The organism is Pseudomonas sp. X4 (assembly GCF_040784925.1).
GTDB classification, from domain to species: domain Bacteria; phylum Pseudomonadota; class Gammaproteobacteria; order Pseudomonadales; family Pseudomonadaceae; genus Aquipseudomonas; species Aquipseudomonas putida_Z.
This window is the reverse complement of sequence record NZ_CP160798.1, coordinates 2,437,878-2,460,145: the sequence shown is the minus strand read 5'-3', so window position 1 is coordinate 2,460,145 and position 22,268 is coordinate 2,437,878. Positions and strand designations below refer to the sequence as shown.

The window sequence follows — 22,268 nt, the reverse complement described above, 5'->3', positions numbered from 1 at the left end:
CGCCGGCAAGCCAGCTCCCACAGGTACAGCGCCGCCCTCAGGCCCTGTGATATCCCTGTGGGAGCTGGCTTGCCGGCGATGAGGCCGGTACAGACCATGAAGATCTAACCCCCGAAAATCGACAGATCCAGCGGCCGCACCGCCCCCATCCAGATCGCATGGTCACGGTGGTCCGCCAGTTCATCACCGGTCAGCGGGTGCATGAACACCACCAACCCCTTCCGATACAGCGCCAACCACGGCAGCACCACCCCCACAAACTCCGGCTCGAAGGCCAGCTGGCAGCTCCAGTCCGGATGCGGCCCCACCGGTTTCTGGTGCATGCGCCCCATGGTCACGGGAAACAGCCGCGCCGCCTCCTCGCACAGTTCACGGGCCTGTTCCATGGTCGCTGCGTCGTAGTAAACGTGGGCGTGGTAACCCTTGATCCTCTGCACGATAACTCCTGATTGCGGTCCAACCATCACCACCTGCAAAGGGAGTGATGCAGTGAAAAACGCCGAAACCCCAGTGTACAAACTGGTCCTGTTCGGACCTGAAAGCAGCCTGGGCAACGCCCTGATGGTAGAGCTGCTGTCGCGCCAGCACGAAGTCACCGCCGTGGTCGACGACCTCAACCGCCACGCGCCGCGCCCCGGCCTGCATTTCAAGATAGGCGGGCTGGGCGATGCCGACCAGGCGGAGCAGGGCGCGGCAGGCGGGTCGGCAGTAATTGCCCTGTTGTCGACGCTGGCGCCGGGCGATCTGCCCGGGCAAGCCCGCATGAGCGAGGCGCTGGTGGCGGGGCTGAAGCGTACGACTATACGCCGGCTGCTGCTGGTGGGCGATTTCGATGTGCTGGATGAGCCGGGCAAGTACAGCGAGGCGGAGCGGGACTGTGTGGACCAGGTGGTGGACGGGTTACAGCGCAGTGCGTTGCACTGGACGCTGATCAATGCCCCGCAGGAACTGGCCGGGTTGGGGATGGAGCATTTTCGCAGCACCGAAGGTACGCTGGAGCCGGGGTTGGCCGAGCCGTTGCGGCACCTGGCCAGGGTCGCGGCAGGGATGGTGGATATGCTGGAGCTGGATTTGCACCGGGGCGAGCATCTGAACTTCGTGGTCTAGATTTGCCGGGGCTGCTGTGCAGCCCATCGCCGGCAAGCCAGCTCCCACAGGGACGGCGCCATGCTCCAGGCTTGTACAGCACCTGTGGGAGCTGGCTTGCCGGCGATGGGCCGCAAAGCGGCCCCGGGGATGTCACAGGCTGCGCTCGCGCTCCAGCCAATCCACAAACCGCTCGATCAACGCCCCACGCCGCTTGCGTGGTGGCAGCACCGCGTAATACCCGCGCGCCGAGCGCAAACTCCCCTCCAACGGCCGGCATAACAACCCTTGCTCCACCAGCCCATCCACCAGGTGCCCCCAGCCAATCGCCACCCCTTGCCCGGCAATCGCCGCCTGGATCAGCAACGTATAGTTATCAAACCGCAACTGCCCGGCCGGCGGCGGGCTGGCCACACCAAACCCGCGAAACACCCCCGCCCAGTCAAACCAACGGCTAGCCTGCTCGCCCTTCAAGTGCAGCAAGGGCAATCGTTGCAAAGCCACGGCTGACAAGGGTTTGCCATGAATCAGCCGGGGGCTGCACACAGGGAAAACCTCCTCATCGAACAGCCAGCGGCTCTCGCCCTGGTGAAAACGCCCGTCGCCAAACAGCACCGCCACATCGATGTCCGATCGCAACATGCCCTGGCTGCGCTCACCGGTCACCAGGCTCACGTCCACCTGTGGATAAGCCTCGTGAAAACGCTGCAGCCGTGGCATCAGCCAGAACGCCGCAAAGGCGAAGTCGGTAGCCACCTGCAGCACTTCGCGCTGGCCGCGCCCACTGGCCTGGGCGATGCCGTCCTCCATGGCCTGCAGGCCCTGATGCACCTGTTCGAACAGCACCTGGCCAGCCTCGGTCAGCTCGATACCCCGGTAAATGCGGTCGAACAGGCGCGTGCCCAACTGTGCCTCCAGCCGTTTGACTTGCTGGCTCACCGCTGGCTGCGTGGTACCCAGCTCCAGCGCCGCGGCGGTAAAGCCGCGCAACCGTGCGGCGGCCTCGAACACGCGCAAGGTATCCAGCGACAGCTCGGCAAGGTGGTCAAACATAAGCGTGGCTAATCCCAGTCATTGCCCGCCATGGGCTTTACCCATGTTATCCACAGTAGCATCTTGATAGGCAAGCGGTTCGCATAACCCTCAACGATGGAAGCCACCATGACGCGCCCGAATATCCTGTTCATCATGGCCGACCAGATGGCCGCGCCCTTGCTGCCGATCTACGCCTCTTCGCCGATCCAGATGCCGCACCTGAGCCGCCTTGCCGAACAGGCGGTGGTGTTCGACTCGGCCTACTGCAACAGCCCGTTGTGCGCGCCGTCGCGCTTCACCCTGGTCAGCGGCCAGTTGCCCAGTCGCATCGGCGCCTACGACAACGCCGCCGACTTCCCCGCCGATGTGCCGACCTACGCCCACTATCTGCGCCGCCTTGGCTACCGCACCGCGCTGTCGGGCAAGATGCACTTCTGCGGCCCGGACCAACTGCATGGCTACGAAGAACGCCTGACCAGCGACATCTACCCGGCCGACTACGGCTGGGCGGTGAACTGGGATGAGCCGGACGTGCGCCCGAGCTGGTATCACAACATGTCCTCGGTACTGCAGGCCGGCCCGTGCGTGCGCACCAACCAGCTGGATTTCGACGAGGAGGTGGTGTTCAAGGCGCGCCAGTACCTGTACGACCATGTGCGCGAAAACGATGGCCGACCGTTCTGCCTGACCGTGTCGATGACCCACCCGCACGACCCCTACACCATCCCCCGGCGCTATTGGGATCGCTACGAAGGTGTGGATATCCCCATGCCCCGCGCCGAATTCGACCAGGCAGAACTCGACCCGCACTCGCAGCGCCTGCTGAAGGTCTACGACCTGTGGAACAAGCCGCTGCCTGTGGACAAGATCCGTGACGCCCGCCGTGCCTACTTCGGCGCCTGCAGCTACATCGATGACAACATCGGCCTGCTGCTGCAGACCCTGGAGGAATGCAACCTGGCCGACGACACCCTGATCGTGTTCTCCGGCGACCACGGCGACATGCTTGGCGAGCGTGGCCTCTGGTACAAGATGCACTGGTTCGAGATGTCGGCGCGGGTGCCGCTGCTGGTGCACGCGCCGAAGCGCTTCGCGCCAGCCCGGGTCGGCGCCTCGGTGTCTACCTGCGACCTGCTGCCGACCTTGGTCGAGCTGGCCGGAGGTGCTGTGGATAACCACCTGCACCTGGATGGCCGCTCGCTGGTCGGCCACCTGCAAGGGCAGGGCGGCCATGACGAAGTGATCGGCGAATACATGGCCGAAGGCACCGTCGGCCCGCTGATGATGATCCGCCGGGGGCCGTACAAGTTCGTGTACAGCGAAGACGACCCATGCCTACTCTATGACCTGAGCCGCGACCCGCACGAGCGGGAGAACCTCACCGGCAGCCCGGAACACCAGGCGCTGCTGCAGGCATTTGTCGATGAAGCACAGCAACGTTGGGATATCCCCAGCCTGCGCCAGCAGGTTCTTGCCAGCCAGCGGCGCCGCCGCCTGGTGGCCGAGGCGCTGGCCATCGGCAAGCTGAAAAGCTGGGACCACCAACCGCTGGTGGACGCCAGCCAACAGTACATGCGCAACCACATCGATCTCGACGACCTCGAGCGCAAGGCACGTTATCCACAGCCCGCCCCCCTGGATTGAGAAGAGAGGCCGCCATGCACAAGTTCTCCGCCGCCGTGTTCGCCCTGGCCCTGAGCCTGGGTACCGCCACGGCCCACGCCGCCGACAGCGACGCGCAATGCACCACCGTGAAGATGGCCGACCCCGGCTGGAGCGACATCGCCACGACCAACGCCTTGGCCCGCCTGCTTCTGGAAAGCCTGGGTTACCAGGTGAAAATCGACAGCCTGGCCGTGCCGATCATCTACGGCGGCCTCAAGGATGGCCGCGTCGACGCCTTCCTCGGCAACTGGATGCCGGCGCAGCAGGGCTTTCATGAGAAGTTCATCGCAAATGGCGATGTGCAGCAGCTTTCACGCAACCTGGAAGGACCCGAGTTCACCCTGGCAGTGCCCGACTATGTGTGGAACGCCGGGGTGAAGGATTTTGCCGACTTGCAGAAACACGCCGACCAGTTCGACAAGAAGCTGTACGGGATCGGTTCCGGGGCACCGGCCAACCTGTCGTTGAAGGAAATCATCGACAAGAATGAATTCAACCTCGGCCAGTGGAAGCTGGTGGAGTCCAGCGAGCAGGCGATGCTGGCGCAGGTCGACCGGGCGGTGAAGAAACAGCAGTTCATCACCTTCCTCGGCTGGACCCCGCACCCGATGAACGTGAAGCTGAAGATGCATTACCTGAGCGGCGGGGAAAAATGGTTTGGCAGCAAGGGCGAGGTGTATACCCTGACCCGCAAGGGTTATCCACAAGCCTGCCCGAATGCGGCCAAGCTGCTGGGTAACCTGAAGTTCACGCTGGACATGGAAAACACCATCATGGCCGAAGTTGTGGACAAGAAGATGAGCTTCGATGATGCGGCCAAGGCTTGGCTGAAGGCGCACCCCGAGTTGCTGGAAGGGTGGTTGGCCGGGGTGACGACCAAGGCCGATGGCAATGCGCTGGAGGCCGTCAAAGCCAAACTGTAACCTCACAAGCAAACCTCTATCCCTGTGGGAGCGGGTTCACCCGCGAATGCGACGGTAGATTCACTGCAGCATTCGCGGGTAAACCCGCTCCCACAGGGGACAGTGCAATTTCAGGATTGTGGATAACCCATGCATCGCCTCACTCACCTGCTGCCCTTCCTCTCCTGGCTCCCCCGCCAATCGGGCCGCAGCCTGCGCCAGGACCTGCTGGTGGGCCTGAGCGGTGCAATCCTCGCCCTGCCGCAATCCATCGCCTATGCCCTGATCGCCGGCCTGCCGGCCGAGTACGGGCTGTACGCCGCCATCGTGCCAGTGCTGATCGCCTGCCTGTGGGGCTCGTCCTGGCACCTGATCTGCGGCCCGACCGCTGCCATCTCCATCGTCCTCTACGCCAGCATCAGCCCGCTGGCCGTGGCCGGCAGCGCCGACTATGTCACCTTGGTGCTGCTGCTGACCTTCCTCGGCGGCATCTTCCAGTTGCTGCTGGGGCTTTTGCGCTTCGGCGCACTGGTCAATTTCGTCTCCCATTCCGTGGTGCTCGGCTTCACCCTGGGCGCCGCTGTCGTCATTGCCCTGGGCCAGCTGCCCAACCTGCTGGGCATGGACCTGCCAAGCCAGGCCACGGCGTTGAAGACCGTGCAGGACCTGGCCAGCCATGCCGGCGAGGTCGACCTGCCTTCCTTGATTCTGGGCCTGACCACAGTGGTGATCGGCGTGGCCTTCAAGCTCTGGCGCCCACGCTGGCCCAGCCTGTTGATAAGCCTGATTTTGGTAAGCCTGCTGGCCTGGCTGCTGCCTGGGTTCTTTGGCCATGTGCCGCGCGTGCCGGCATTCACCGGGCAGCTGCCACCCTTCAGCCCGCTGCCCTTGCTGGATGTGGAACTGATCCTGCGCCTGCTGCCCAGCGCCGTGGCAGTGGGCATGCTCGGGCTGGTCACCAGCCTGTCGATCGCCCGCTCGTTGTCGGCACGTTCGGAGCAGTTGATCGACGCAGACCAGGAAATACGCGCACAGGGCCTGTCGAACATCGTCGGTGCGTTTTTCTCCGGTTACCTGTCTTCCGGCTCCTTCACCCGCTCCGGGCTGAGCTACGACGCCGGCGCCCGCTCGCCCATGGCCGGGGTATTCTCGGCGCTGTGGGTGGCGGTGTTCGCCGTTGCCGGGGCCGGGCTGATTGCGCACCTGCCGATTCCGGCCATGGCCGGCAGCATCCTGCTGATCTGCTGGGGGTTGGTGGACCACCGGGGGATTCGTGCGCTGTTCCGGGTCAGCCGCTCGGAGTTTCTGGTAATGGCGCTGACGGCGGCAGCGACCTTGTTGCTGGAGCTGCAGACGGCGATCTATGCCGGAGTGCTGGCGTCGCTGTTCTTCTATCTGAAGCGCACCTCGCGGCCACGGGTGCAACAAAGCCGTGAAGGGGAGGCGGACGTGCTGCGGGTGGGCGGGTCGATCTTCTTTGGTGCGGCGCATTACCTGCAGGTGCGCTTGCAGCGCTGCCAGGGGCCGCATGTGGTGATCGATGCGCGGCAGGTGAACTTCATCGATTACTCGGGTGTGGATATGTTGCACCGCGAGGCGCGGCGGTTGCGGCGGGCGGGGGGGAGTCTGACCCTGCACCGGGCCAGGCCGCAGGTGATCGAGGAATTGCAGAAGCTGGAAGGGGTGGAGTTGTGCCCGATCCGGTTTGAGGAGTGAGGCTGAGATATTGGGGCTGCTTTGCAGCCCATCGCAGGCAAGCCAGCTCCTACAGGGACAGCGCCGGCCTCAGGCCTTGTGATATCCCTGTGGGAGCTGGCTTGCCTGCGATGGGCCGCAAAGCGGCCCCCAACAATCTCAGCCCCGAGCCAGCTGCCGGCGCAACTCAGCCAACACTGGCGCCGTATCCGGCCGCACCCCACGCCAGATAAAGAAAGCCTCAGCCGCCTGCTCAGCCAGCATCCCCAGCCCATCCAGCACCTTGGCCGCCCCCAGCTTCTCTGCCCACTGGCAAAACGGCGTAGGCTCCTTGCCATACATCATGTCGTAGCAAACCGTGCGCCCCGCCTCGACCAGGCTGTCGGCAATCGGCGGCAACTCACCGGCCAGGCTCGCCGAGGTGGCATTGATGATCACATCCACCGGCTCCTGCAACCAGGCAAACCCGCTTGCTACCACCGGCCCCAGCTCATCGAACTCACGCGCCAGCTGCTCGGCCTTTTCCACGGTACGGTTGGCAATCACCAGCGACTGCGGCTTGTGCGCCAGGATCGGCTCCAGCACCCCACGCACCGCACCACCAGCACCCAGGATCAGAATGCGTTTGCCCGCCAGCTCGACCCCGGCATTCACCGTCAGGTCGCGCACCAGGCCAGCGCCATCGGTGTTGTCGCCCTGCAGGCTGCCATCGGCCAGCTTGCTCAGCGTGTTCACCGCGCCAGCGCGCTGGGCACGCGGGGTCAGGCTGTCACACAGGCGGAAGGCCTCTTCCTTGAACGGCACGGTGACGTTGCCACCGCAGCCTTGCTTGAAGAAGCCGCGTGCGCAGTCGCTGAACTCATCCAGCGGCGCCAGCAGGGTGGCGTATTCCAGGTCCTGGCCGGTCTGTTCGGCGAACAGGCGATGGATCAGCGGCGACTTGCTGTGGCCGATGGGGTTACCAAAAACGACGTACTGGTCCATGACGGCTCCTTGATGATCCACAGGCTTACTGGCCGAGCCAGTCGCGGTCCTGCAGGAAGTACTCGGTCAGGCGCGCTTCTTCACTGCCGGGCGCGGCCTTCCAGTCGTAGCCCCAGCGCACCTGCGGCGGCAACGACATAAGGATGGACTCGGTGCGGCCACCGGACTGCAGGCCGAACAGGGTGCCACGGTCGTAGACCAGGTTGAACTCCACGTAGCGGCCACGGCGGTATTCCTGGAACTCGCGCTGCTGCGGGGTGTAGGGGGTGTCCTTGCGGCGCTGGATGATCGGCAGGTAGGCGTTGACGTAGGCGTCGCCGATGGCGCGGATGAAGGCGAAGCAGGTGTCGAAGTCCCACTCGTTCAGGTCATCGAAGAACAGGCCACCGATGCCGCGTGGCTCGCCACGGTGCTTGAGGTGGAAGTAGCGGTCGCACCAGGCCTTGTAGCGCGGGTACACGTCGGCGCCGAACGGCGCGCAGGCCTGCTCGGCCACACGGTGCCAGTGAATGCAGTCTTCTTCATTGCCGTAGTACGGGGTCAGGTCGAAGCCGCCGCCGAACCACCAGACAGCCTCTTCACCTTCCTTTTCGGCGATGAAGAAGCGCACGTTGGCGTGGGAAGTGGGCACATGCGGGTTGTGCGGGTGGATCACCAGCGACACCCCCAGGGCCTCGAAGCCACGGCCCGCCAGCTCGGGGCGATGGGCACTGGCCGACGGCGGCAGACCGGCGCCAAACACGTGGGAAAAGTTGACCCCGCCTTTCTCGATCACCTTGCCATCGCCGATCACCCGCGTGCGGCCCCCGCCACCGGCTTCGCGCACCCAGGCGTCCTCGACGAAGCGGGCGCCGCCGTCTTCAGCTTCGAGGGCAGAGCAGATGCGGTCTTGCAGGTCGAGCAGGTAGGCTTTCACGGCCTCGGTGCGGCTAGTCATCGGGTCACCAGGAACGGGCAGGGAAGAATTCGCCGCGTAGCATACCACCCCCAGCCCGCGCGCCGCAGTTGACGGCGATCAAGCAAAGGCGTCCGATAGAAGGCCTTTCCCGACCCATACGACAGGAGTGCGAGATGGCCAAGCGTATCCAGTTCAGCCAGCATGGCGGCCCGGAAGTGCTGCAGTTTGTGGAATTCGAACCTGCCCCGCCAGGGCCACAGCAGGTGCGTGTGCGTAACCATGCGATCGGCCTGAACTTCATCGATACCTACTTCCGCAGCGGGCTGTATGCACCGCCATCCCTGCCTTCGGGGCTGGGCACTGAAGCGGCTGGCGTGGTCGAGGCCGTGGGCGAGGGCGTGACCCGGCTGAAAGTGGGTGACCGCGTGGCCCATGCTGGCGGCCCGTTGGGCGCGTACAGCGAGGTGCATACGTTGCCGGAAGCAAATCTGGTGAAGCTGCCCGACACCATCAGCTTCGAACAGGCGGCGGCGGTGATGCTCAAGGGTTTGACCGTGCAGTACCTGCTGAAGCAGACCTATGAGGTGAAGGCGGGTGACGTGATTCTGTTCCACGCAGCAGCTGGCGGCGTGGGTTCGTTGGCGTGCCAGTGGGCCAAGGCCTTGGGCGCCAAGCTGATCGGGACAGTGAGTTCTGCCGAAAAGGCCGAGCGGGCCAAGGCGCTGGGGGCGTGGGCGACCATCGATTACAGCCGTGAAGACGTGGCCCAGCGGGTGCTGGAGCTGACCGACGGCAAGAAATGCCCGGTGGTGTATGACGGTGTGGGTGCCGACACCTGGCTGACCTCGCTGGACTGCCTGCAGCCGCGCGGATTGATGGTGAGCTTTGGCAATGCCTCGGGGGCAGTGAGCGGGGTGAACCTGGGTATCCTGGCGCAGAAGGGCTCGCTGTATGTGACCCGGCCCACGTTGGCGACCTATGCCAACAATGCCGAGAATACCCAGGCCATGGCCGATGACCTGTTTGCCATGATTGGCAGCGGCAAGCTGGTTGTGGATATCCAGCAGCGGTATCCGCTGAGTGAGGCGGCCAAGGCACAGGCGGAGCTGTCGGCTCGGCGGACTGTAGGCTCCACAATTCTGCTTCCTTGAGTTCACTCCCACAGGTACTGCACCGATCTTAAGTGCAGTGCCATCCCTGTGGGAGCGGGCATGCCCGCGAAGCAAGCACTGCGGTCCATGGCACCGGCTGCGCCGGTGTTCGCGGGTGAACCCGCTCCCACAGGTACTGCGTCGGCCTTGAATACGGCGCCATCCCTGTGGGAGCGGGCATGCCCGCGAAGCAGGCACCGCGGTGCATGGCACCGGCTGCGCCGGTGTTCGCGGGCGCGCCCGCTCCCACAAGTACTGCACCAGCCTTGAATACAGCGTTATACCTGTGGGAGCGGGTTTACCCGCGAAGAAGGCACCGCGGTCCATGGCACCGGCTCCGCCGGTGTTCGCGGGCGCGCCCGCTCCCACAGGTACTGCGTCGGCCTTGAATATGGGGCTATGCCTGTGGAGGACGGGTGGTTGGTATCGACTCGATACCATCGAGAATCGCCTCCACCAATCCCTCCGCCAATTCAATGGAATGCAGGCTCGACCAATACATGCCACGGCCTTCTTCGCGCAGGTACTCGAGGGCTTTCGAGCCGGTCTCGTAGGCGCCTCGCAGGTAGAGAGCGACATGGACCAGAGCGTCCTCGGCGGAAATGTTCGGGTTTACGGTGAACAGCGGTTCGTGGCCGGCATCGCAGCGGCCGAAGGGGCGAGTAGAGGTGCAGGGAAGCGGTGGATCGGGGACTATTTTCTTCATCATTGGAAAATGCTCCTCATTGCCGCCACCAATCACTACCACGTGTATGGGTGGCGACTGTACGCGAGGTGGTAGACCCGGGCATTTTCCAATCCAGGCAGGCTCGAAAGCCTCCCACGCACAGTCACCATAGACTGCCATGGAAAAAATGCATCCGGGCTACCACACCCGATCGCCAAGGTATTCAGCGACGGATGAAGCCTAGAGACACTGGTTCCCACTGAGAAGGTGATGGCAGAGGACGCGGCTCGTAGGATATTTCCCAAGCCGCAAGCTGGACAGCCATTCGAGACAAAATCAGAAAAATCTGCGGGGTTCTGGGGCCGCTTTGCAGCCCAATCGCCGGCAAGCCAGCTCCCGCACCGACCGCGCCGATTTCAAGTCATGTGCAGTACCTGTGGGAGCTGGCTTGCCGGCGATCGAGGGCAAAGCCCTCTCCAGCGATATCAGCCTGGACGAACGACTTCGCCAGTCACCAGGTCACGAATCACACTCGGGTTCTTCCTTCCACCCAAGGCCCCACCCAGCACCAGATCCAGCTGGCCATGGAAGTACTGCTCCACCCGCAACCGGGTCTTCGCCGCCGGGCGCCCGCCCGGGTTGCACGAAGTGGAAATCAACGGCCCCACCAACGCACACAGCTCGCGCACCAACGGGTGGTCGCTGACCCGCAGCGCCACGGTGTCATGCTCACCGGTCACCCACTCGGGCAACAGGTTCTGGTGCGGCACCAGCCAGGTGTTCGGCCCCGGCCAGGTGCTGCCCATGCGGTCGATCCAGTCTTCGGGGAAATCCTCGAACAAGAAGTCGAACTGGCGGATGTTGTCGGCAACCAGGATCAGGCCTTTATCCACAGGCCGCGACTTCAGCGCCAGCAGGCGATACACCGCGTCCTCGTTCCACGGGTCGCAGCCCAGGCCCCAGACCGCTTCCGTCGGATAGGCGATCACTGCGCCCGCCCGGATCTCACGTGCGGCTTGTTGCACACGAAAACTGCTCACCATTTCTGTTACTCCGCCTATATACCTTGCTTGTGAGCAGTGTACTTAGCCCGCGCGGGCAAACCAACGCCCGGCTTCATTGCTGACCCGGCCTTCCAGCTCCAGTTCGGTCAGCTGCGCCAGCACGTCGGCCAGCGGCAGCTCGCTGCAGTGGGCCAGGCTTTCGCTGGTTTGTGGCGCAGCATGCAGCAGGGCGAGCAGGGGATGGTCGAATTTATCCACAACCGCAGGCGGCAGGTTCTGCCAGCCCTGCAGGCTTTCCAATATCTGCTCCACGCTCTCCACCAGCAGCGCGCCGTCACGGATCAACTGGTGGCAGCCCTTGGCACCGGGGTGGTGAATGGAGCCCGGTATGGCATACACCTCGCGGCCTTGCTCGGCAGCCAGGCGTGCGGTGATCAGCGAACCACTGGCCAGGCTTGCCTCGACCACCAGCACGCCCAGCGACAGGCCACTGATGATGCGATTGCGCCGCGGGAAGTTGCCAGGTAGCGGCCCGGCATCCAACGGGTACTCGGAAACCAGCGCGCTACCGTTGTCGATCATCGCTTGCGCGAGCGACTTGTGGCGCTGTGGATAAAGTTTTTGCAACCCCGTACCGAGCACGCCAACCGTGCCCCCACCAGCCTGCAATGCGGCCCGATGAGCGGCACCATCGATGCCCACGGCCAAGCCGCTGGTAATGGTGAAACCGGCCTGCGCCAGGTAGCGGGAAAATGCCGCAGCAGTATCGAGCGCCGGGGGTGAAGCACGCCTGCTGCCCACAATGGCCAGCTGTGGGCGCTCGAGCAAGGCCGGGTTGCCAGCGACGAAAAGCAGCGGAGGGGCATCGTCGATTTCCGCCAATAGTGGCGGGTAGCCAGGGCCGTCCCACATCAGTAAATGCTGGCCCGGGCGCTCTAACCAGGCCATTGCGGCCAGTGCGCCCTCACGTACTTCGGCACTGCGCCGGGCATCGATGGTGGCCTGTGGTATGCCCAATGCGCGCCACGCGCCGGCCGGTGCGCACAGTGCCGAAGAGGCACTGCCAAACGCCTCCAGCAAGGTGTTAAAACGACGCAATCCCGTTTCCGGCAGCCGGTGCAGGCGTAATCGCGCCTCCAGTTCGGCAGGCGGAAGAGGCGACGAATGGTAGGTCTGCATGGGGATCATCCTTGATCGAATTGGGGCCATCGACGTGGCACAAACTGTGGATAACTTTGTTGATAACGCTTTGACAACCTGTCCATCGAATGGGCTATAAGCGGCCCTTGAAAACCCTAGCCGAGCTTTGCCAGGTGCTGAAATCCCCGTTTCCCTTTATTATGTGTGCTCAGTTTTCAACCGAACGCACAGTGACTGCCTGACCTTATGGCCATCTTGAACATTCTCGAATTCCCGGACCCGCGCCTGCGCACCATCGCCAAGCCGGTGACGGTGTTCGACGACGCCCTGCGTCAGCTGATCGACGACATGTTTGAAACCATGTACGAAGCCCCTGGCATCGGCCTGGCCGCCACCCAGGTCAACGTGCACCAGCAGGTCGTGGTCATGGACCTCAGTGAAGACCGCAGCGAGCCGCGCGTCTTTATCAACCCCACGGTCGAAGAGCTGACCCATGACATGGGCCAGTACCAGGAAGGCTGCCTGTCGGTACCTGGTTTCTACGAGAACGTCGACCGCCCGCTGCGTGTGCGGGTCAAGGCCCAGGACCGCGACGGCAAGCCGTACGAACTGGAGTGCGAAGGCCTGCTGGCGGTGTGCGTGCAGCACGAATTCGATCACCTCAACGGCAAGCTGTTCGTCGACTACCTGTCGCAGCTCAAGCGCGACCGGATCAAGAAAAAGCTGGAAAAGCAGCACCGCCAGCAAGCCTGATCCCCACCTTCCAGAAGGCTTGCTCCGGCAAGCCTTTTTCTTTTTTGAAGCGAGAACTCCATGCGCATCGTCTTTGCAGGCACTCCAGAGTTTGCCGCCGAACACCTCAAGGCCTTGCTCGACAGCCCCTACGAGATCGTGGCCGTCTACACCCAGCCCGACCGCCCGGCCGGCCGCGGCCAGAAGCTGATGCCGAGCGCGGTCAAGCAACTGGCTGTGGCCCATGACATCCCGGTGTTCCAGCCGCCGACCCTGCGCAACGCCGAAGCCCAGGCCGAACTGGCCGCGCTGAAGCCGGACCTGATGGTGGTGGTCGCCTATGGCCTGATCCTGCCGCAGGTGGTGCTGGATATCCCGCGCCTGGGCTGCATCAACAGCCATGCCTCCCTGCTGCCACGCTGGCGCGGTGCCGCACCGATCCAGCGCGCCGTGGAAGCCGGCGACGCCGAGAGCGGTGTGACCGTGATGCGTATGGAAGCGGGCCTGGACACCGGCCCCATGCTGCTCAAGGTGGTCACCCCGATCAGCACCGAAGACACCGGTGGCAGCCTGCACGACCGGTTGGCCGAGATGGGCCCGCCCGCAGTCGTCCAGGCCATTGCCGGCCTGGCCGACGGTTCGCTGCAAGGCGAAGTGCAGGACGATGCGCTGGCCACCTACGCGCACAAGCTGAACAAGGACGAAGCACGCATCGACTGGAGCCGCCCGGCCGTCGAGCTGGAACGCCTGATCCGTGCCTTCAACCCGTGGCCGGTTTGCCACAGCACCCTCGATGGCGAAAGCGTGAAAGTGCTGGCCGCCAACTTGTCCACAGCGACAGGCACCCCCGGCGAGATCCTCTCCGCCAGCAAGGACGGCCTGGTGGTCGCCTGCGGTGATCAGGCGCTGAGCCTGACCCGCCTGCAACTGCCCGGCGGCAAGCCGCTGAACTTCAGCGACCTGTTCAACAGCCGTCGCGAGAAATTCGCCAGCGGCAAGGTGCTGGGCCAATGAACCCACGCCTCGCCGCCGCCCGTGCCCTTGCCGCTGTGCTCAGTGGCAAGGCCTCGCTGAACAGCTCGCTGCCGGCGCAACTGGACAAGGTCGATGAACGCGACCGCGGCCTGACCCAGGACCTGGCGTTCGGCACCGCGCGCTGGCAGCCACGCCTCGACCTGCTGGCCGCGCAGCTGCTGCAGAAGCCGTTCAAGGCCGCCGATGCCGATGTGCAGGCGCTGCTGCTGGTCGGCCTGTATCAGCTGTTCTATAGCCGTATCCCGGCCCACGCGGCCATTGGCGAGACCGTCGGCTGTGCCGACAAGCTGAAGAAGCCGTGGGCCAAGGGCCTGCTCAATGCCGTGCTGCGCCGCGCGCAACGCGAAGGCGAAGAATTGCTGGCCGGCATGGAGCGCGACCCGGTGGTACGCACTGCCCACCCGCGCTGGCTGCAGAAGTCGCTCAAGGCCTTCTGGCCGGAGCAGTGGGAGGCCATTTGCGCCGCCAACAACGCCCACCCGCCGATGATCCTGCGGGTCAACCGCCGCCACCACAGCCGCGATGCCTACCTGGCACTGCTGGCCGAGGCAGGTGTTGGCGCCAGCGCCTGCCAGTACAGCCGTGACGGTATCGTGCTGGCCGAAGCCTGCGATGTGCGCGGCCTGCCAGGCTTTGCCGAAGGCTGGGTGAGCGTGCAGGACGAAGCCGCGCAGCTGTCCGCCGACCTGCTGGAACTGGCCCCCGGCCAGCGCGTGCTCGACGCCTGCTGTGCACCGGGCGGCAAGACCTGCCACCTGCTGGAAGCCGAAGCCGGTCTGGCCCACGTTGTGGCCATCGACCTCGAAGCCAAGCGCCTGACCCGCGTGCGCGAGAACCTCGACCGCCTGCAACTGGACGCCGAGCTGATCGCCTGCGATGCCCGCGACACCGCCAGCTGGTGGGACGGCAAGCCGTTCCAGCGCATCCTCCTCGACGCACCATGCTCGGCCACCGGCGTGATCCGCCGCCACCCGGACATCAAACTGACCCGTCAGGCCGACGACATCCCGGCCCTGGCCACGCTGCAAGGCGAGCTGCTCGATGCCCTGTGGCCGACCCTGGAAGTGGGCGGCATGCTGCTGTACGCCACCTGCTCCAGCCTGCCGACCGAGAACACCGAAGTGATCGATGCCTTCCTCGCCCGCACCCCGGGCGCCCGTGAGCTGGACCTGGCCACCGAAGCCGGCCTGCGCCAGCCCCACGGCCGCCAGTTGCTGGCCCAGGAAGGCGGCCACGACGGTTTCTACTATGCCAAGCTGATCAAGATCGCCGCCTCGCGCGGATAAGAACAAAAGGTAGGGAGTAGCGGATGAAGATCATCATCCTCGGCGCAGGGCAGGTAGGCGGTACGCTGGCGGAGCACCTGGCCAGCGAAGCCAACGACATCACCGTGGTCGACACTGACGGCGACCGCCTGCGCGACCTGGGCGACCGCCTGGACATCCGCACCGTGCAAGGCCGCGGCTCGCTGCCTACGGTGCTGCGCCAGGCCGGTGCCGACGACGCCGACATGCTGGTGGCGGTAACCAACAGTGACGAGACCAACATGGTCGCCTGCCAGGTGGCCTATTCGCTGTTCCACACCCCGACCAAGATCGCCCGGGTGCGCGAGTCGGCCTACCTGACCCGCGAAGAGCTGTTCGACAACGACCATATCCCGGTCGACGTGCTGATCAGCCCCGAGCAGGTAGTGACCAACTACATCAAGCGCCTGATCGAGCACCCGGGCTCGCTGCAGGTAATCGACTTCGCCGAAGGCAAGGCCCAGCTGGTGGCAGTGAAGGCGTACTACGGTGGCCCGCTGGTAGGCCAGCAACTGCGCCAGATCCGCGCGCACATGCCCAACGTCGACACCCGCGTGGCGGCCATCTTCCGCCGCGACCGCCCGATCACCCCGCGGGGCGACACGGTGATCGAAGCAGACGACGAAGTGTTCTTCATCGCCGCGAAGAAGGACATCCGCGCGGTGATGGGTGAGCTGCGCCGTATCGACGAAACCAACAAGCGTGTGGTTATCGCGGGTGGCGGGCAGATCGGCGAACGCCTGGCCGAGGCCATCGAAAGCCGCTACCAGGTGAAGATCATCGAGATGAGCCCGGCCCGTTGCCGACACCTCTCCGACACCCTGGAAAGCACCGTGGTGCTGCAGGGCAGCGCCTCGGACAAGGACCTGATGCTGGAGGAGAACATCGCCGACGCCGACATCTTCCTGGCCCTGACCAACGACGACGAGGCCAACATCATGTCGTCGCTGCTGGCCAAGCGCCTGGGTGCGCGCAAGGTGATGACCATCATCAACAACCCGGCCTATGTCGACCTGGTGCAGGGCGGCGACATCGACATCGCCATCAGCCCGCAGCTGGCCACCATCGGCACCTTGCTGGCGCATGTGCGCCGGGGCGACATCGTCAGCGTGCACTCGCTGCGCCGTGGCGCGGCAGAGGCTATCGAAGCGGTGGCGCACGGGGATTCGAAGTCGAGCAAGGTGGTCGGCAAGGCGATCGAAGACATCGCCCTGCCACCGGGCACTACCATCGGCGCGATCATTCGTGATGAAGAGGTGATGATTGCCCACGACGACACCATGATCGAATCGGGCGACCATGTGATCCTGTTCGTTGTGGATAAAAAGCATATTCGGGATGTGGAGAAGCTGTTCCACGTCGGCTTGAGTTTCTTCTAGGAGCACAGGGCATGCGTGAATCGCTGGAGAAGATGCTGGCCAAGGGTGTGGATAACCCGTTGTTGAGGTTCGGCCTGGGCAAGGCCTGGCTGGATGAAGGCAATGGTGCTGAAGCGGCGGTGCACTTGGCTCGGTGCGTGGAGCAGGATCCGAAGTATTCGGCGGCCTGGAAGCTGTTGGGCAAGGCGCATCAGTTGCAGGGCGACCTGGCGGCGGCGCGCAAGGCCTGGGAGGAGGGGATCGTGGCGGCGCAGGCCCACGGGGACAAGCAGGCCGAGAAAGAGATGACCGTGTTTCTGAAGAAACTGAACAAGGTCTGAAATCGCCGGGGCTGCTTCGCAGCCCATCGCCGGCAAGCCAGCTCCCACAGGAACTGGGCAGGCTCTTGGACTCTGTGCCCCTGGCTTTCTCAGGTTAAAGCATAACCTCAGGCCGGCGCGGTCAATGTGGGAGCTGGCTTGCCGGCGAAAGGGGCGCGAAGCGCCCCCAAAATCTCAGTACCAGCGCGGCTCGCCAGCCGGGCGCTTCTTGAAGCGCTTCATGCTCCACATGTACTGGCTCGGGTACTCGCGCACATAGCGCTCGACCACCTTGCTCATCGCCGCTGCCGACACGGTCACATCGGTGCTGTACATCTCTTCTGGCGCCGCCTCCAGGAACACCTTGAAGCCCGAGCCATCCGGCAGCCGCAGGGCATGCAGGAAGACCCCCACCGCCTTGCCCCCGGCCAGCATGTTCGGCACGAACTTGCTGGTCAGCGCCTGGGTACCCAGGAACGGCACGAACACCCCCGCCGACTCTGCCGGCTCCGGGTCGGCAGGAATACCTACCTGGCCACCACGGCGCACTTCCTTGATCACGCTGAGGATGCCTTCCTTGGTCGAAGGCGCCACGCGGTTGCCCATCTGCACCCGCTGCTCGCGCAGCAGGTCATCCACCGCCTTCAGCTTTGGCGGGCGGTAGAAGATGATCGGTTTGCACTGGTTGCAGTAGAAGTGGTTCAGCACTTCCCAGTTGCCCAGATGGCTGGTGATGCCGACCACGCCCTTGCCCGAGGCCAGGGCCTGCTCCAGCACTTCCAGGCCGTGCACTTCCTTGACCAGCTCCAGCGAGCGCTGCGGCGGCCAGATCCAGGCACAGGCACTTTCGACGAAGGATTTACCGATATCCTTCAACGCGCGGCCAACAAGCTGCTCGCGCTCGGCCGGGTCCATCTCCGGGAAGCACTTGGCCAGGTTGATGCGCACGACATTGCGCGAGCCGTTGGGGATCTTCCACATCAGCCAGCCGATACCGGCGCCGACGCGCTGCACAGCGCCCCAGGGCAGCTTGGCAAACAGACGCAGCACCCCGACCATCAGGGCGCCCTTGAACTTTTCCACAGGCGAATTCCTTATTTCAGCAAGGCGCGCATTGTAACCCCTCAGCGCAACAAGGCGGCGTAGCGATCGCAATCGGTGGTGTGGTCCATGACCATGCCGGTGGCCTGCATGAAGGCATAGCAGATGGTCGGGCCAACGAACGTGAAGCCGGCTTTCTGCAGGGCTTTGCTCATCGCCTTGGCTTCATCGGTAACCGCTGGCACCTCGCTGCGGCCCGTGAAGTGGTTGATCTTCGGCGCACCACCAACGAATGACCAGAGCCAGTCGGCAGGGTTGTCCACAGCCAGCCAGGCCTGGGCATTGCGCCTGGCAGCCTTGAGCTTGAGGCGGTTGCGGATGATGCCGGCATCCTGCATCAGCTCCTCGATGCGTTCGTCGCTCATGACGGCGAGTTTCACCGGATCGAAGCCGTGCATCACCTCGCGATAACGCTCGCGTTTGCGCAAAACGGTGATCCACGAAAGCCCTGCCTGGAACCCTTCGAGCAAAAGCATCTCGAACAGCAACGCCGGGTCACGCTGGGGCGTTCCCCATTCCTGGTCATGGTAGGCCTGGTACAACGGATCGTCGGTACACCAAAAGCAGCGTGGCATAAGGCTCCAATGAGTAGAGGGCGAGGCGAATCAGGTTATACTCCCGCTCTTTACATCCGCATCCCCAGATACAGGTGAATTTCGTGAGCCAGCCTACGCCAGCCGTGCGTACCTTCCAAGACCTGATCCTCGCCCTGCAGAACTACTGGGCCGAGCAAGGTTGTGTGGTGCTTCAGCCCTACGATATGGAAGTAGGCGCCGGCACTTTCCACACCGCTACATTCCTGCGCGCCGTGGGTCCAGAAACCTGGAACGCCGCCTATGTGCAGCCTAGCCGTCGCCCTGCCGACGGGCGGTATGGCGAAAACCCCAACCGCCTGCAGCACTACTACCAGTTCCAGGTGGTACTGAAGCCCAACCCGGCCAACTTCCAGGAGCTGTACCTCGGCTCGCTGAAAGCCATCGGCCTGGACCCGCTGGTCCACGACATTCGCTTCGTCGAAGACAACTGGGAATCGCCGACCCTCGGCGCCTGGGGCCTGGGCTGGGAAATCTGGCTCAACGGCATGGAAGTCACCCAGTTCACCTACTTCCAGCAGGTAGGCGGTATCGAGTGCTACCCGGTCACCGGTGAAATCACCTACGGCCTGGAGCGCCTGGCCATGTACATCCAGGGCGTCGACTCGGTGTACGACCTGGTGTGGGCCGACGGCCCGTTCGGCAAGGTCACCTACGGCGACGTGTTCCACCAGAACGAGGTGGAGCAGTCGACCTACAACTTCGAGCACGCCAACGTCGAGAAGCTGTTCGAGCTGTTCGACTTCTACGAAAGCGAAGCCAACCGCCTGATCAAGCTGGACCTGCCGCTGCCGACCTATGAAATGGTGCTGAAGGCCTCGCACACCTTCAACCTGCTGGACGCCCGCCGTGCCATCTCGGTAACCGAGCGCCAGCGCTACATCCTGCGTGTACGTACCCTGGCCCGGGACGTGGCGCAAAGCTATCTGCAAGCCCGCGCACGCCTGGGCTTCCCGATGGCCACCCCTGAACTGCGTGACGAAGTGTTGGCTAAGCTGGAGGCTGCACAATGAGTGCTCAAGATTTCCTGGTAGAACTGGGCACCGAAGAGCTGCCACCGAAGGCCCTCGCCAGCCTCGGCGAAGCCTTCCTGGCTGGTATCGAGAAAGGCCTGCAGGCCGCTGGCCTGAACTACACCGGCAAGCAGGTTTACGCCGCGCCGCGTCGCCTGGCCGTGCTGATCCGCCAGCTGGACGTGCAGCAGCCTGACCGCAGCATCAATATCGACGGCCCGCCCCTGCAGGCTGCTTTCAAAGACGGCGAGCCGACCCAGGCTGCCTTGGGCTTTGCCAAGAAATGCGGTGTGGATCTGTCGGAAATCGACCAGACCGGCGCCAAGCTGCGTTTCTCCCAGCACATCCCGGGCAAGGCCACCGCTGGCCTGCTGCCGACCATCGTCGAAGATTCGCTCAACGACCTGCCGATCCCCAAGCGCATGCGCTGGGCGGCCAGCCGTGAAGAGTTCGTGCGCCCGACCCAATGGCTGGTGATGCTGCTGGGCGACCAGGTGGTCGACTGCACCATCCTATCGCAGAAGGCCGGCCGTGAATCCCGTGGCCATCGCTTCCACCACCCGGAAAACGTGGTCATCACCACCCCGGCCAACTACGTCGAAGACCTGCGCAAAGCCTACGTGCTGGCCGACTTCGCCGAGCGCCGCGAGCTGATCAGCAAGCGTACCGCCGAACTGGCCATGCAGCAGGAAGGCAGCGCCATCGTGCCGCCGGCACTGCTGGACGAAGTGACCGCCCTGGTCGAGTGGCCAGTGCCGCTGGTGTGCTCGTTCGAGGAGCGTTTCCTCGAAGTGCCACAGGAAGCCCTGATCACCACCATGCAGGACAACCAGAAGTACTTCTGCCTGCTGGACAGCGAAGGCAAGCTGCTGCCGCGCTTCATCACCGTGGCCAACGTCGAAAGCCGCGACCCGAAGCAGATCGTGCAAGGCAACGAGAAGGTCGTGCGCCCACGCCTGACCGACGCCGAGTTCTTCTTCAAGCAGGACAAGAAGCAGCCGCTGGAAACCTTCAACGAGCGCCTGAAGAACGTGGTGTTCCAGGCTCAGCTGGGTACCGTGTACGACAAGGCCGAGCGCGTTTCCAGGCTGGCCGCCTTCATCGCCCCGCTGATCGGCGGCGACGCCCAGCGCGCCGGCCGTGCCGGCCTGCTGTCGAAGTGCGACCTGGCCACTGAGATGGTCGGCGAATTCCCTGAGATGCAGGGTGTTGCCGGTTACTACTACGCGCTCAACGACGGTGAGCCGGAAGATGTGGCCCTGGCCCTGAACGAGCAGTACATGCCGCGCGGTGCTGGCGCCGAGCTGCCGCAGACCCTCACCGGTGCTGCCGTGGCCATCGCCGACAAGCTCGATACCCTGGTCGGCATCTTCGGCATCGGCATGCTGCCTACCGGCAGCAAGGACCCGTACGCCCTGCGCCGTGCCGCCCTGGGCGTGCTGCGTATCCTGATCGAGAAGCAGCTGGACCTGGACCTGACCGGTGCGGTCGAGTTCGCGGTCAAGCAGTTCGGCACCAAGGTCAAGGCCGCCGGCCTGGCCGAACAGGTGCTGGAGTTCATCTTCGACCGCCTGCGTGCGCGTTACGAAGACGAAGGCATCGACGTGGCCACCTACCTGTCGGTACGTGCCCTGCAGCCAGGTTCTGCCCTGGACTTCGACCAGCGCGTGCAGGCTGTACAAGCATTCCGCAAGCTGCCGGAAGCCGAGGCCCTGGCCGCGGTGAACAAGCGCGTGTCGAACCTGCTGAGCAAGGCCGAAGGCGCCATCGCCGATCATGTCGAGCCGAAGTACTTCGACAACGCCAACGAGTTCTCCCTGTACTCGGCAATCCAGCAGGCCGACCAGGCCGTGCAACCGATGGCTGCTGCACGCCAGTACAGCGAATCGCTGGCCCGCCTGGCGGCCCTGCGTGACCCGGTCGACGCCTTCTTCGAGGCGGTGATGGTCAACGCCGAGGATGCCAAGGTACGCGCCAACCGTTATGCCCTGCTCAGCCGCCTGCGCGGCCTGTTCCTGGGCGTGGCCGACATTTCGCTGCTGGGGTAAGCCTTGAAACTGCTGATTCTCGACCGTGACGGAGTAATCAACTACGACTCCGACGCCTACATCAAGACGCTGGAAGAGTGGGTGCCGATCCCTGGCTCGGTCGAAGCGATCGCGCAGTTGAGCAAGGCGGGCTGGACGGTGGCCGTGGCCACCAACCAGTCCGGCATTGCCCGTGGCTACTATGCGCTGGCAACCCTCGAGGCCATGCACGCGCGCCTGCGCGCGCTGGTGGCCGAGCAGGGTGGCGAGGTGGGTCACATCGTGTATTGCCCGCACGGGCCGGACGAAGGCTGCGATTGCCGCAAGCCCAAGCCTGGCATGCTGCGGGCGATCGCCGAGCATTACCAGGTCGGCCTGGAAGGCGTCTGGTTCGTTGGCGACAGCAAAGGTGACCTGGAGGCCGCCCTGGCCGTCGGTGCACAACCCGTGCTGGTGAAAACCGGCAAGGGCGAGCGGACCCTGGAAAAAGGCGTCCCGGAAACTACACTGATTTTCGACGATCTGGCAGCTATCGCCAGAGAACTAATTTAAACAGTG

General features: G+C 64.2%; 22 protein-coding genes. 13 read left to right on the top strand and 9 right to left on the bottom strand.

The window, feature by feature from the left end:
- Positions 1-104: 104 nt before the first annotated feature.
- Positions 105-437: a DOPA 4,5-dioxygenase family protein gene (locus ABX298_RS10865; protein ID WP_019098078.1), complete on the bottom strand. Its 333-nt coding sequence runs from the start codon at positions 435-437 to the stop codon at positions 105-107.
- Positions 438-489: 52 nt separating this feature from the next.
- Between ABX298_RS10865 and ABX298_RS10860 the strand changes: the two genes are divergently transcribed.
- On the top strand, positions 490-1,107 hold the full coding sequence (locus tag ABX298_RS10860) for an NAD(P)-dependent oxidoreductase (protein ID WP_286100800.1): 618 nt from the start codon (positions 490-492) through the stop codon (positions 1,105-1,107).
- 132 nt (positions 1,108-1,239) lie between these two features.
- Here ABX298_RS10860 and ABX298_RS10855 read toward each other — a convergent pair whose 3' ends face one another.
- On the bottom strand, positions 1,240-2,139 hold the full coding sequence (locus ABX298_RS10855) for a LysR family transcriptional regulator (RefSeq protein WP_075046842.1): 900 nt from the start codon (positions 2,137-2,139) through the stop codon (positions 1,240-1,242).
- Between the two features lie 108 nt (positions 2,140-2,247).
- On the opposite strand from ABX298_RS10855, the gene betC reads away from it, so the two are divergent.
- The 3 genes from betC (at position 2,248) to ABX298_RS10840 (ending at position 6,404) form a co-directional block, all read left to right on the top strand.
- Entirely contained in the window at positions 2,248-3,765 is a 1,518-nt protein-coding gene (gene betC / locus ABX298_RS10850) for a choline-sulfatase (protein ID WP_075046841.1), read from the top strand.
- Positions 3,766-3,779: 14 nt separating this feature from the next.
- Complete coding sequence (choX, locus tag ABX298_RS10845) at positions 3,780-4,709, top strand: choline ABC transporter substrate-binding protein (RefSeq protein ID WP_367394379.1); 930 nt, start codon at positions 3,780-3,782, stop codon at positions 4,707-4,709.
- Between the two features lie 129 nt (positions 4,710-4,838).
- Positions 4,839-6,404 carry a SulP family inorganic anion transporter gene (locus ABX298_RS10840; RefSeq protein ID WP_286100799.1) on the top strand — a complete coding sequence of 522 codons (1,566 nt, stop codon included), beginning with the start codon at positions 4,839-4,841 and terminating at the stop codon, positions 6,402-6,404.
- Positions 6,405-6,542: 138 nt separating this feature from the next.
- Here ABX298_RS10840 and aroE read toward each other — a convergent pair whose 3' ends face one another.
- Together aroE and hemF are read right to left on the bottom strand one after the other, a co-directional pair.
- A complete protein-coding gene (aroE, locus tag ABX298_RS10835) occupies positions 6,543-7,367 on the bottom strand; it encodes a shikimate dehydrogenase (RefSeq protein ID WP_085616047.1) in 825 nt (274 codons plus the stop codon).
- Between the two features lie 25 nt (positions 7,368-7,392).
- Positions 7,393-8,304 carry an oxygen-dependent coproporphyrinogen oxidase gene (hemF, locus tag ABX298_RS10830; protein ID WP_019098072.1) on the bottom strand — a complete coding sequence of 304 codons (912 nt, stop codon included), beginning with the start codon at positions 8,302-8,304 and terminating at the stop codon, positions 7,393-7,395.
- Positions 8,305-8,438: 134 nt separating this feature from the next.
- Between hemF and ABX298_RS10825 the strand changes: the two genes are divergently transcribed.
- Positions 8,439-9,416, top strand: coding sequence for an NADPH:quinone reductase (locus ABX298_RS10825; protein ID WP_075046837.1), 978 nt, complete (start codon positions 8,439-8,441; stop codon positions 9,414-9,416).
- Between the two features lie 397 nt (positions 9,417-9,813).
- Here ABX298_RS10825 and ABX298_RS10820 read toward each other — a convergent pair whose 3' ends face one another.
- From ABX298_RS10820 to dprA, 3 genes are all read right to left on the bottom strand, one after another.
- The gene (locus tag ABX298_RS10820) at positions 9,814-10,125 is read right to left on the bottom strand and encodes a hypothetical protein (RefSeq protein ID WP_013970269.1); all 312 of its coding nucleotides are present in this window, start codon (positions 10,123-10,125) and stop codon (positions 9,814-9,816) included.
- Positions 10,126-10,568: 443 nt separating this feature from the next.
- The gene (locus ABX298_RS10815; protein WP_025337188.1) at positions 10,569-11,126 is read right to left on the bottom strand and encodes an L-threonylcarbamoyladenylate synthase; all 558 of its coding nucleotides are present in this window, start codon (positions 11,124-11,126) and stop codon (positions 10,569-10,571) included.
- A gap of 42 nt (positions 11,127-11,168) precedes the next feature.
- Positions 11,169-12,266: a DNA-processing protein DprA gene (gene dprA / locus ABX298_RS10810; RefSeq protein WP_075046836.1), complete on the bottom strand. Its 1,098-nt coding sequence runs from the start codon at positions 12,264-12,266 to the stop codon at positions 11,169-11,171.
- A 207-nt stretch (positions 12,267-12,473) separates the two neighbouring features.
- Here dprA and def point away from each other — a divergent pair, with 207 nt between their 5' ends.
- From def to ABX298_RS10785, 5 genes are read left to right on the top strand one after another with little or no spacing between them, the layout of a single operon-like run.
- A complete protein-coding gene (def, locus tag ABX298_RS10805) occupies positions 12,474-12,980 on the top strand; it encodes a peptide deformylase (protein WP_003260000.1) in 507 nt (168 codons plus the stop codon).
- 60 nt (positions 12,981-13,040) lie between these two features.
- Complete coding sequence (gene fmt, locus ABX298_RS10800) at positions 13,041-13,973, top strand: methionyl-tRNA formyltransferase (protein WP_075046835.1); 933 nt, start codon at positions 13,041-13,043, stop codon at positions 13,971-13,973.
- Complete coding sequence (gene rsmB, locus ABX298_RS10795; RefSeq protein WP_013970265.1) at positions 13,970-15,280, top strand: 16S rRNA (cytosine(967)-C(5))-methyltransferase RsmB; 1,311 nt, start codon at positions 13,970-13,972, stop codon at positions 15,278-15,280. The genes fmt and rsmB overlap by 4 nt, the downstream gene beginning before the upstream one ends.
- Before the next feature lie 23 nt (positions 15,281-15,303).
- A complete protein-coding gene (trkA, locus tag ABX298_RS10790; RefSeq protein ID WP_013970264.1) occupies positions 15,304-16,677 on the top strand; it encodes a Trk system potassium transporter TrkA in 1,374 nt (457 codons plus the stop codon).
- An 11-nt stretch (positions 16,678-16,688) separates the two neighbouring features.
- Positions 16,689-16,997, top strand: a complete 309-nt coding sequence (locus ABX298_RS10785; RefSeq protein WP_075046834.1) for a tetratricopeptide repeat protein — start codon at positions 16,689-16,691, stop codon at positions 16,995-16,997.
- 174 nt (positions 16,998-17,171) lie between these two features.
- Here the strand turns inward: ABX298_RS10785 and ABX298_RS10780 are convergent, their stop codons facing one another.
- Both ABX298_RS10780 and ABX298_RS10775 read right to left on the bottom strand, forming a co-directional pair.
- Positions 17,172-18,059, bottom strand: a complete 888-nt coding sequence (locus ABX298_RS10780) for a lysophospholipid acyltransferase (protein ID WP_003260003.1) — start codon at positions 18,057-18,059, stop codon at positions 17,172-17,174.
- Between the two features lie 41 nt (positions 18,060-18,100).
- On the bottom strand, positions 18,101-18,652 hold the full coding sequence (locus ABX298_RS10775) for a DNA-3-methyladenine glycosylase I (RefSeq protein WP_003260004.1): 552 nt from the start codon (positions 18,650-18,652) through the stop codon (positions 18,101-18,103).
- 83 nt (positions 18,653-18,735) lie between these two features.
- Between ABX298_RS10775 and glyQ the strand changes: the two genes are divergently transcribed.
- Genes glyQ through gmhB form a run of 3 tightly spaced genes read left to right on the top strand, consistent with a single transcriptional unit; the run spans position 18,736 to position 22,262 of the window.
- Complete coding sequence (glyQ, locus tag ABX298_RS10770; protein WP_025337182.1) at positions 18,736-19,683, top strand: glycine--tRNA ligase subunit alpha; 948 nt, start codon at positions 18,736-18,738, stop codon at positions 19,681-19,683.
- A complete protein-coding gene (glyS, locus tag ABX298_RS10765) occupies positions 19,680-21,731 on the top strand; it encodes a glycine--tRNA ligase subunit beta (protein ID WP_085588885.1) in 2,052 nt (683 codons plus the stop codon). The genes glyQ and glyS overlap by 4 nt, the downstream gene beginning before the upstream one ends.
- A 3-nt stretch (positions 21,732-21,734) precedes the next feature.
- Complete coding sequence (gene gmhB, locus ABX298_RS10760) at positions 21,735-22,262, top strand: D-glycero-beta-D-manno-heptose 1,7-bisphosphate 7-phosphatase (RefSeq protein WP_075046833.1); 528 nt, start codon at positions 21,735-21,737, stop codon at positions 22,260-22,262.
- The last annotated feature ends 6 nt before the right edge of the window (positions 22,263-22,268 follow it).

What these genes read in the sequence shown, in the direction of transcription:
- ABX298_RS10855 (WP_075046842.1), bottom strand. Translation starts at nt 2,139, where the DNA reads ATGTTTGACCACCTTGCCGAGCTGTCGCTGGATACCTTGCGCGTGTTC.
- betC (WP_075046841.1), top strand. Translation starts at nt 2,248, where the DNA reads ATGACGCGCCCGAATATCCTGTTCATCATGGCCGACCAGATGGCCGCG.
- choX (WP_367394379.1), top strand. Translation starts at nt 3,780, where the DNA reads ATGCACAAGTTCTCCGCCGCCGTGTTCGCCCTGGCCCTGAGCCTGGGT.
- ABX298_RS10840 (WP_286100799.1), top strand. Translation starts at nt 4,839, where the DNA reads ATGCATCGCCTCACTCACCTGCTGCCCTTCCTCTCCTGGCTCCCCCGC.
- aroE (WP_085616047.1), bottom strand. Translation starts at nt 7,367, where the DNA reads ATGGACCAGTACGTCGTTTTTGGTAACCCCATCGGCCACAGCAAGTCG.
- hemF (WP_019098072.1), bottom strand. Translation starts at nt 8,304, where the DNA reads ATGACTAGCCGCACCGAGGCCGTGAAAGCCTACCTGCTCGACCTGCAA.
- ABX298_RS10825 (WP_075046837.1), top strand. Translation starts at nt 8,439, where the DNA reads ATGGCCAAGCGTATCCAGTTCAGCCAGCATGGCGGCCCGGAAGTGCTG.
- ABX298_RS10820 (WP_013970269.1), bottom strand. Translation starts at nt 10,125, where the DNA reads ATGATGAAGAAAATAGTCCCCGATCCACCGCTTCCCTGCACCTCTACT.
- ABX298_RS10815 (WP_025337188.1), bottom strand. Translation starts at nt 11,126, where the DNA reads ATGGTGAGCAGTTTTCGTGTGCAACAAGCCGCACGTGAGATCCGGGCG.
- dprA (WP_075046836.1), bottom strand. Translation starts at nt 12,266, where the DNA reads ATGCAGACCTACCATTCGTCGCCTCTTCCGCCTGCCGAACTGGAGGCG.
- def (WP_003260000.1), top strand. Translation starts at nt 12,474, where the DNA reads ATGGCCATCTTGAACATTCTCGAATTCCCGGACCCGCGCCTGCGCACC.
- fmt (WP_075046835.1), top strand. Translation starts at nt 13,041, where the DNA reads ATGCGCATCGTCTTTGCAGGCACTCCAGAGTTTGCCGCCGAACACCTC.
- rsmB (WP_013970265.1), top strand. Translation starts at nt 13,970, where the DNA reads ATGAACCCACGCCTCGCCGCCGCCCGTGCCCTTGCCGCTGTGCTCAGT.
- trkA (WP_013970264.1), top strand. Translation starts at nt 15,304, where the DNA reads ATGAAGATCATCATCCTCGGCGCAGGGCAGGTAGGCGGTACGCTGGCG.
- ABX298_RS10785 (WP_075046834.1), top strand. Translation starts at nt 16,689, where the DNA reads ATGCGTGAATCGCTGGAGAAGATGCTGGCCAAGGGTGTGGATAACCCG.
- ABX298_RS10775 (WP_003260004.1), bottom strand. Translation starts at nt 18,652, where the DNA reads ATGCCACGCTGCTTTTGGTGTACCGACGATCCGTTGTACCAGGCCTAC.
- glyS (WP_085588885.1), top strand. Translation starts at nt 19,680, where the DNA reads ATGAGTGCTCAAGATTTCCTGGTAGAACTGGGCACCGAAGAGCTGCCA.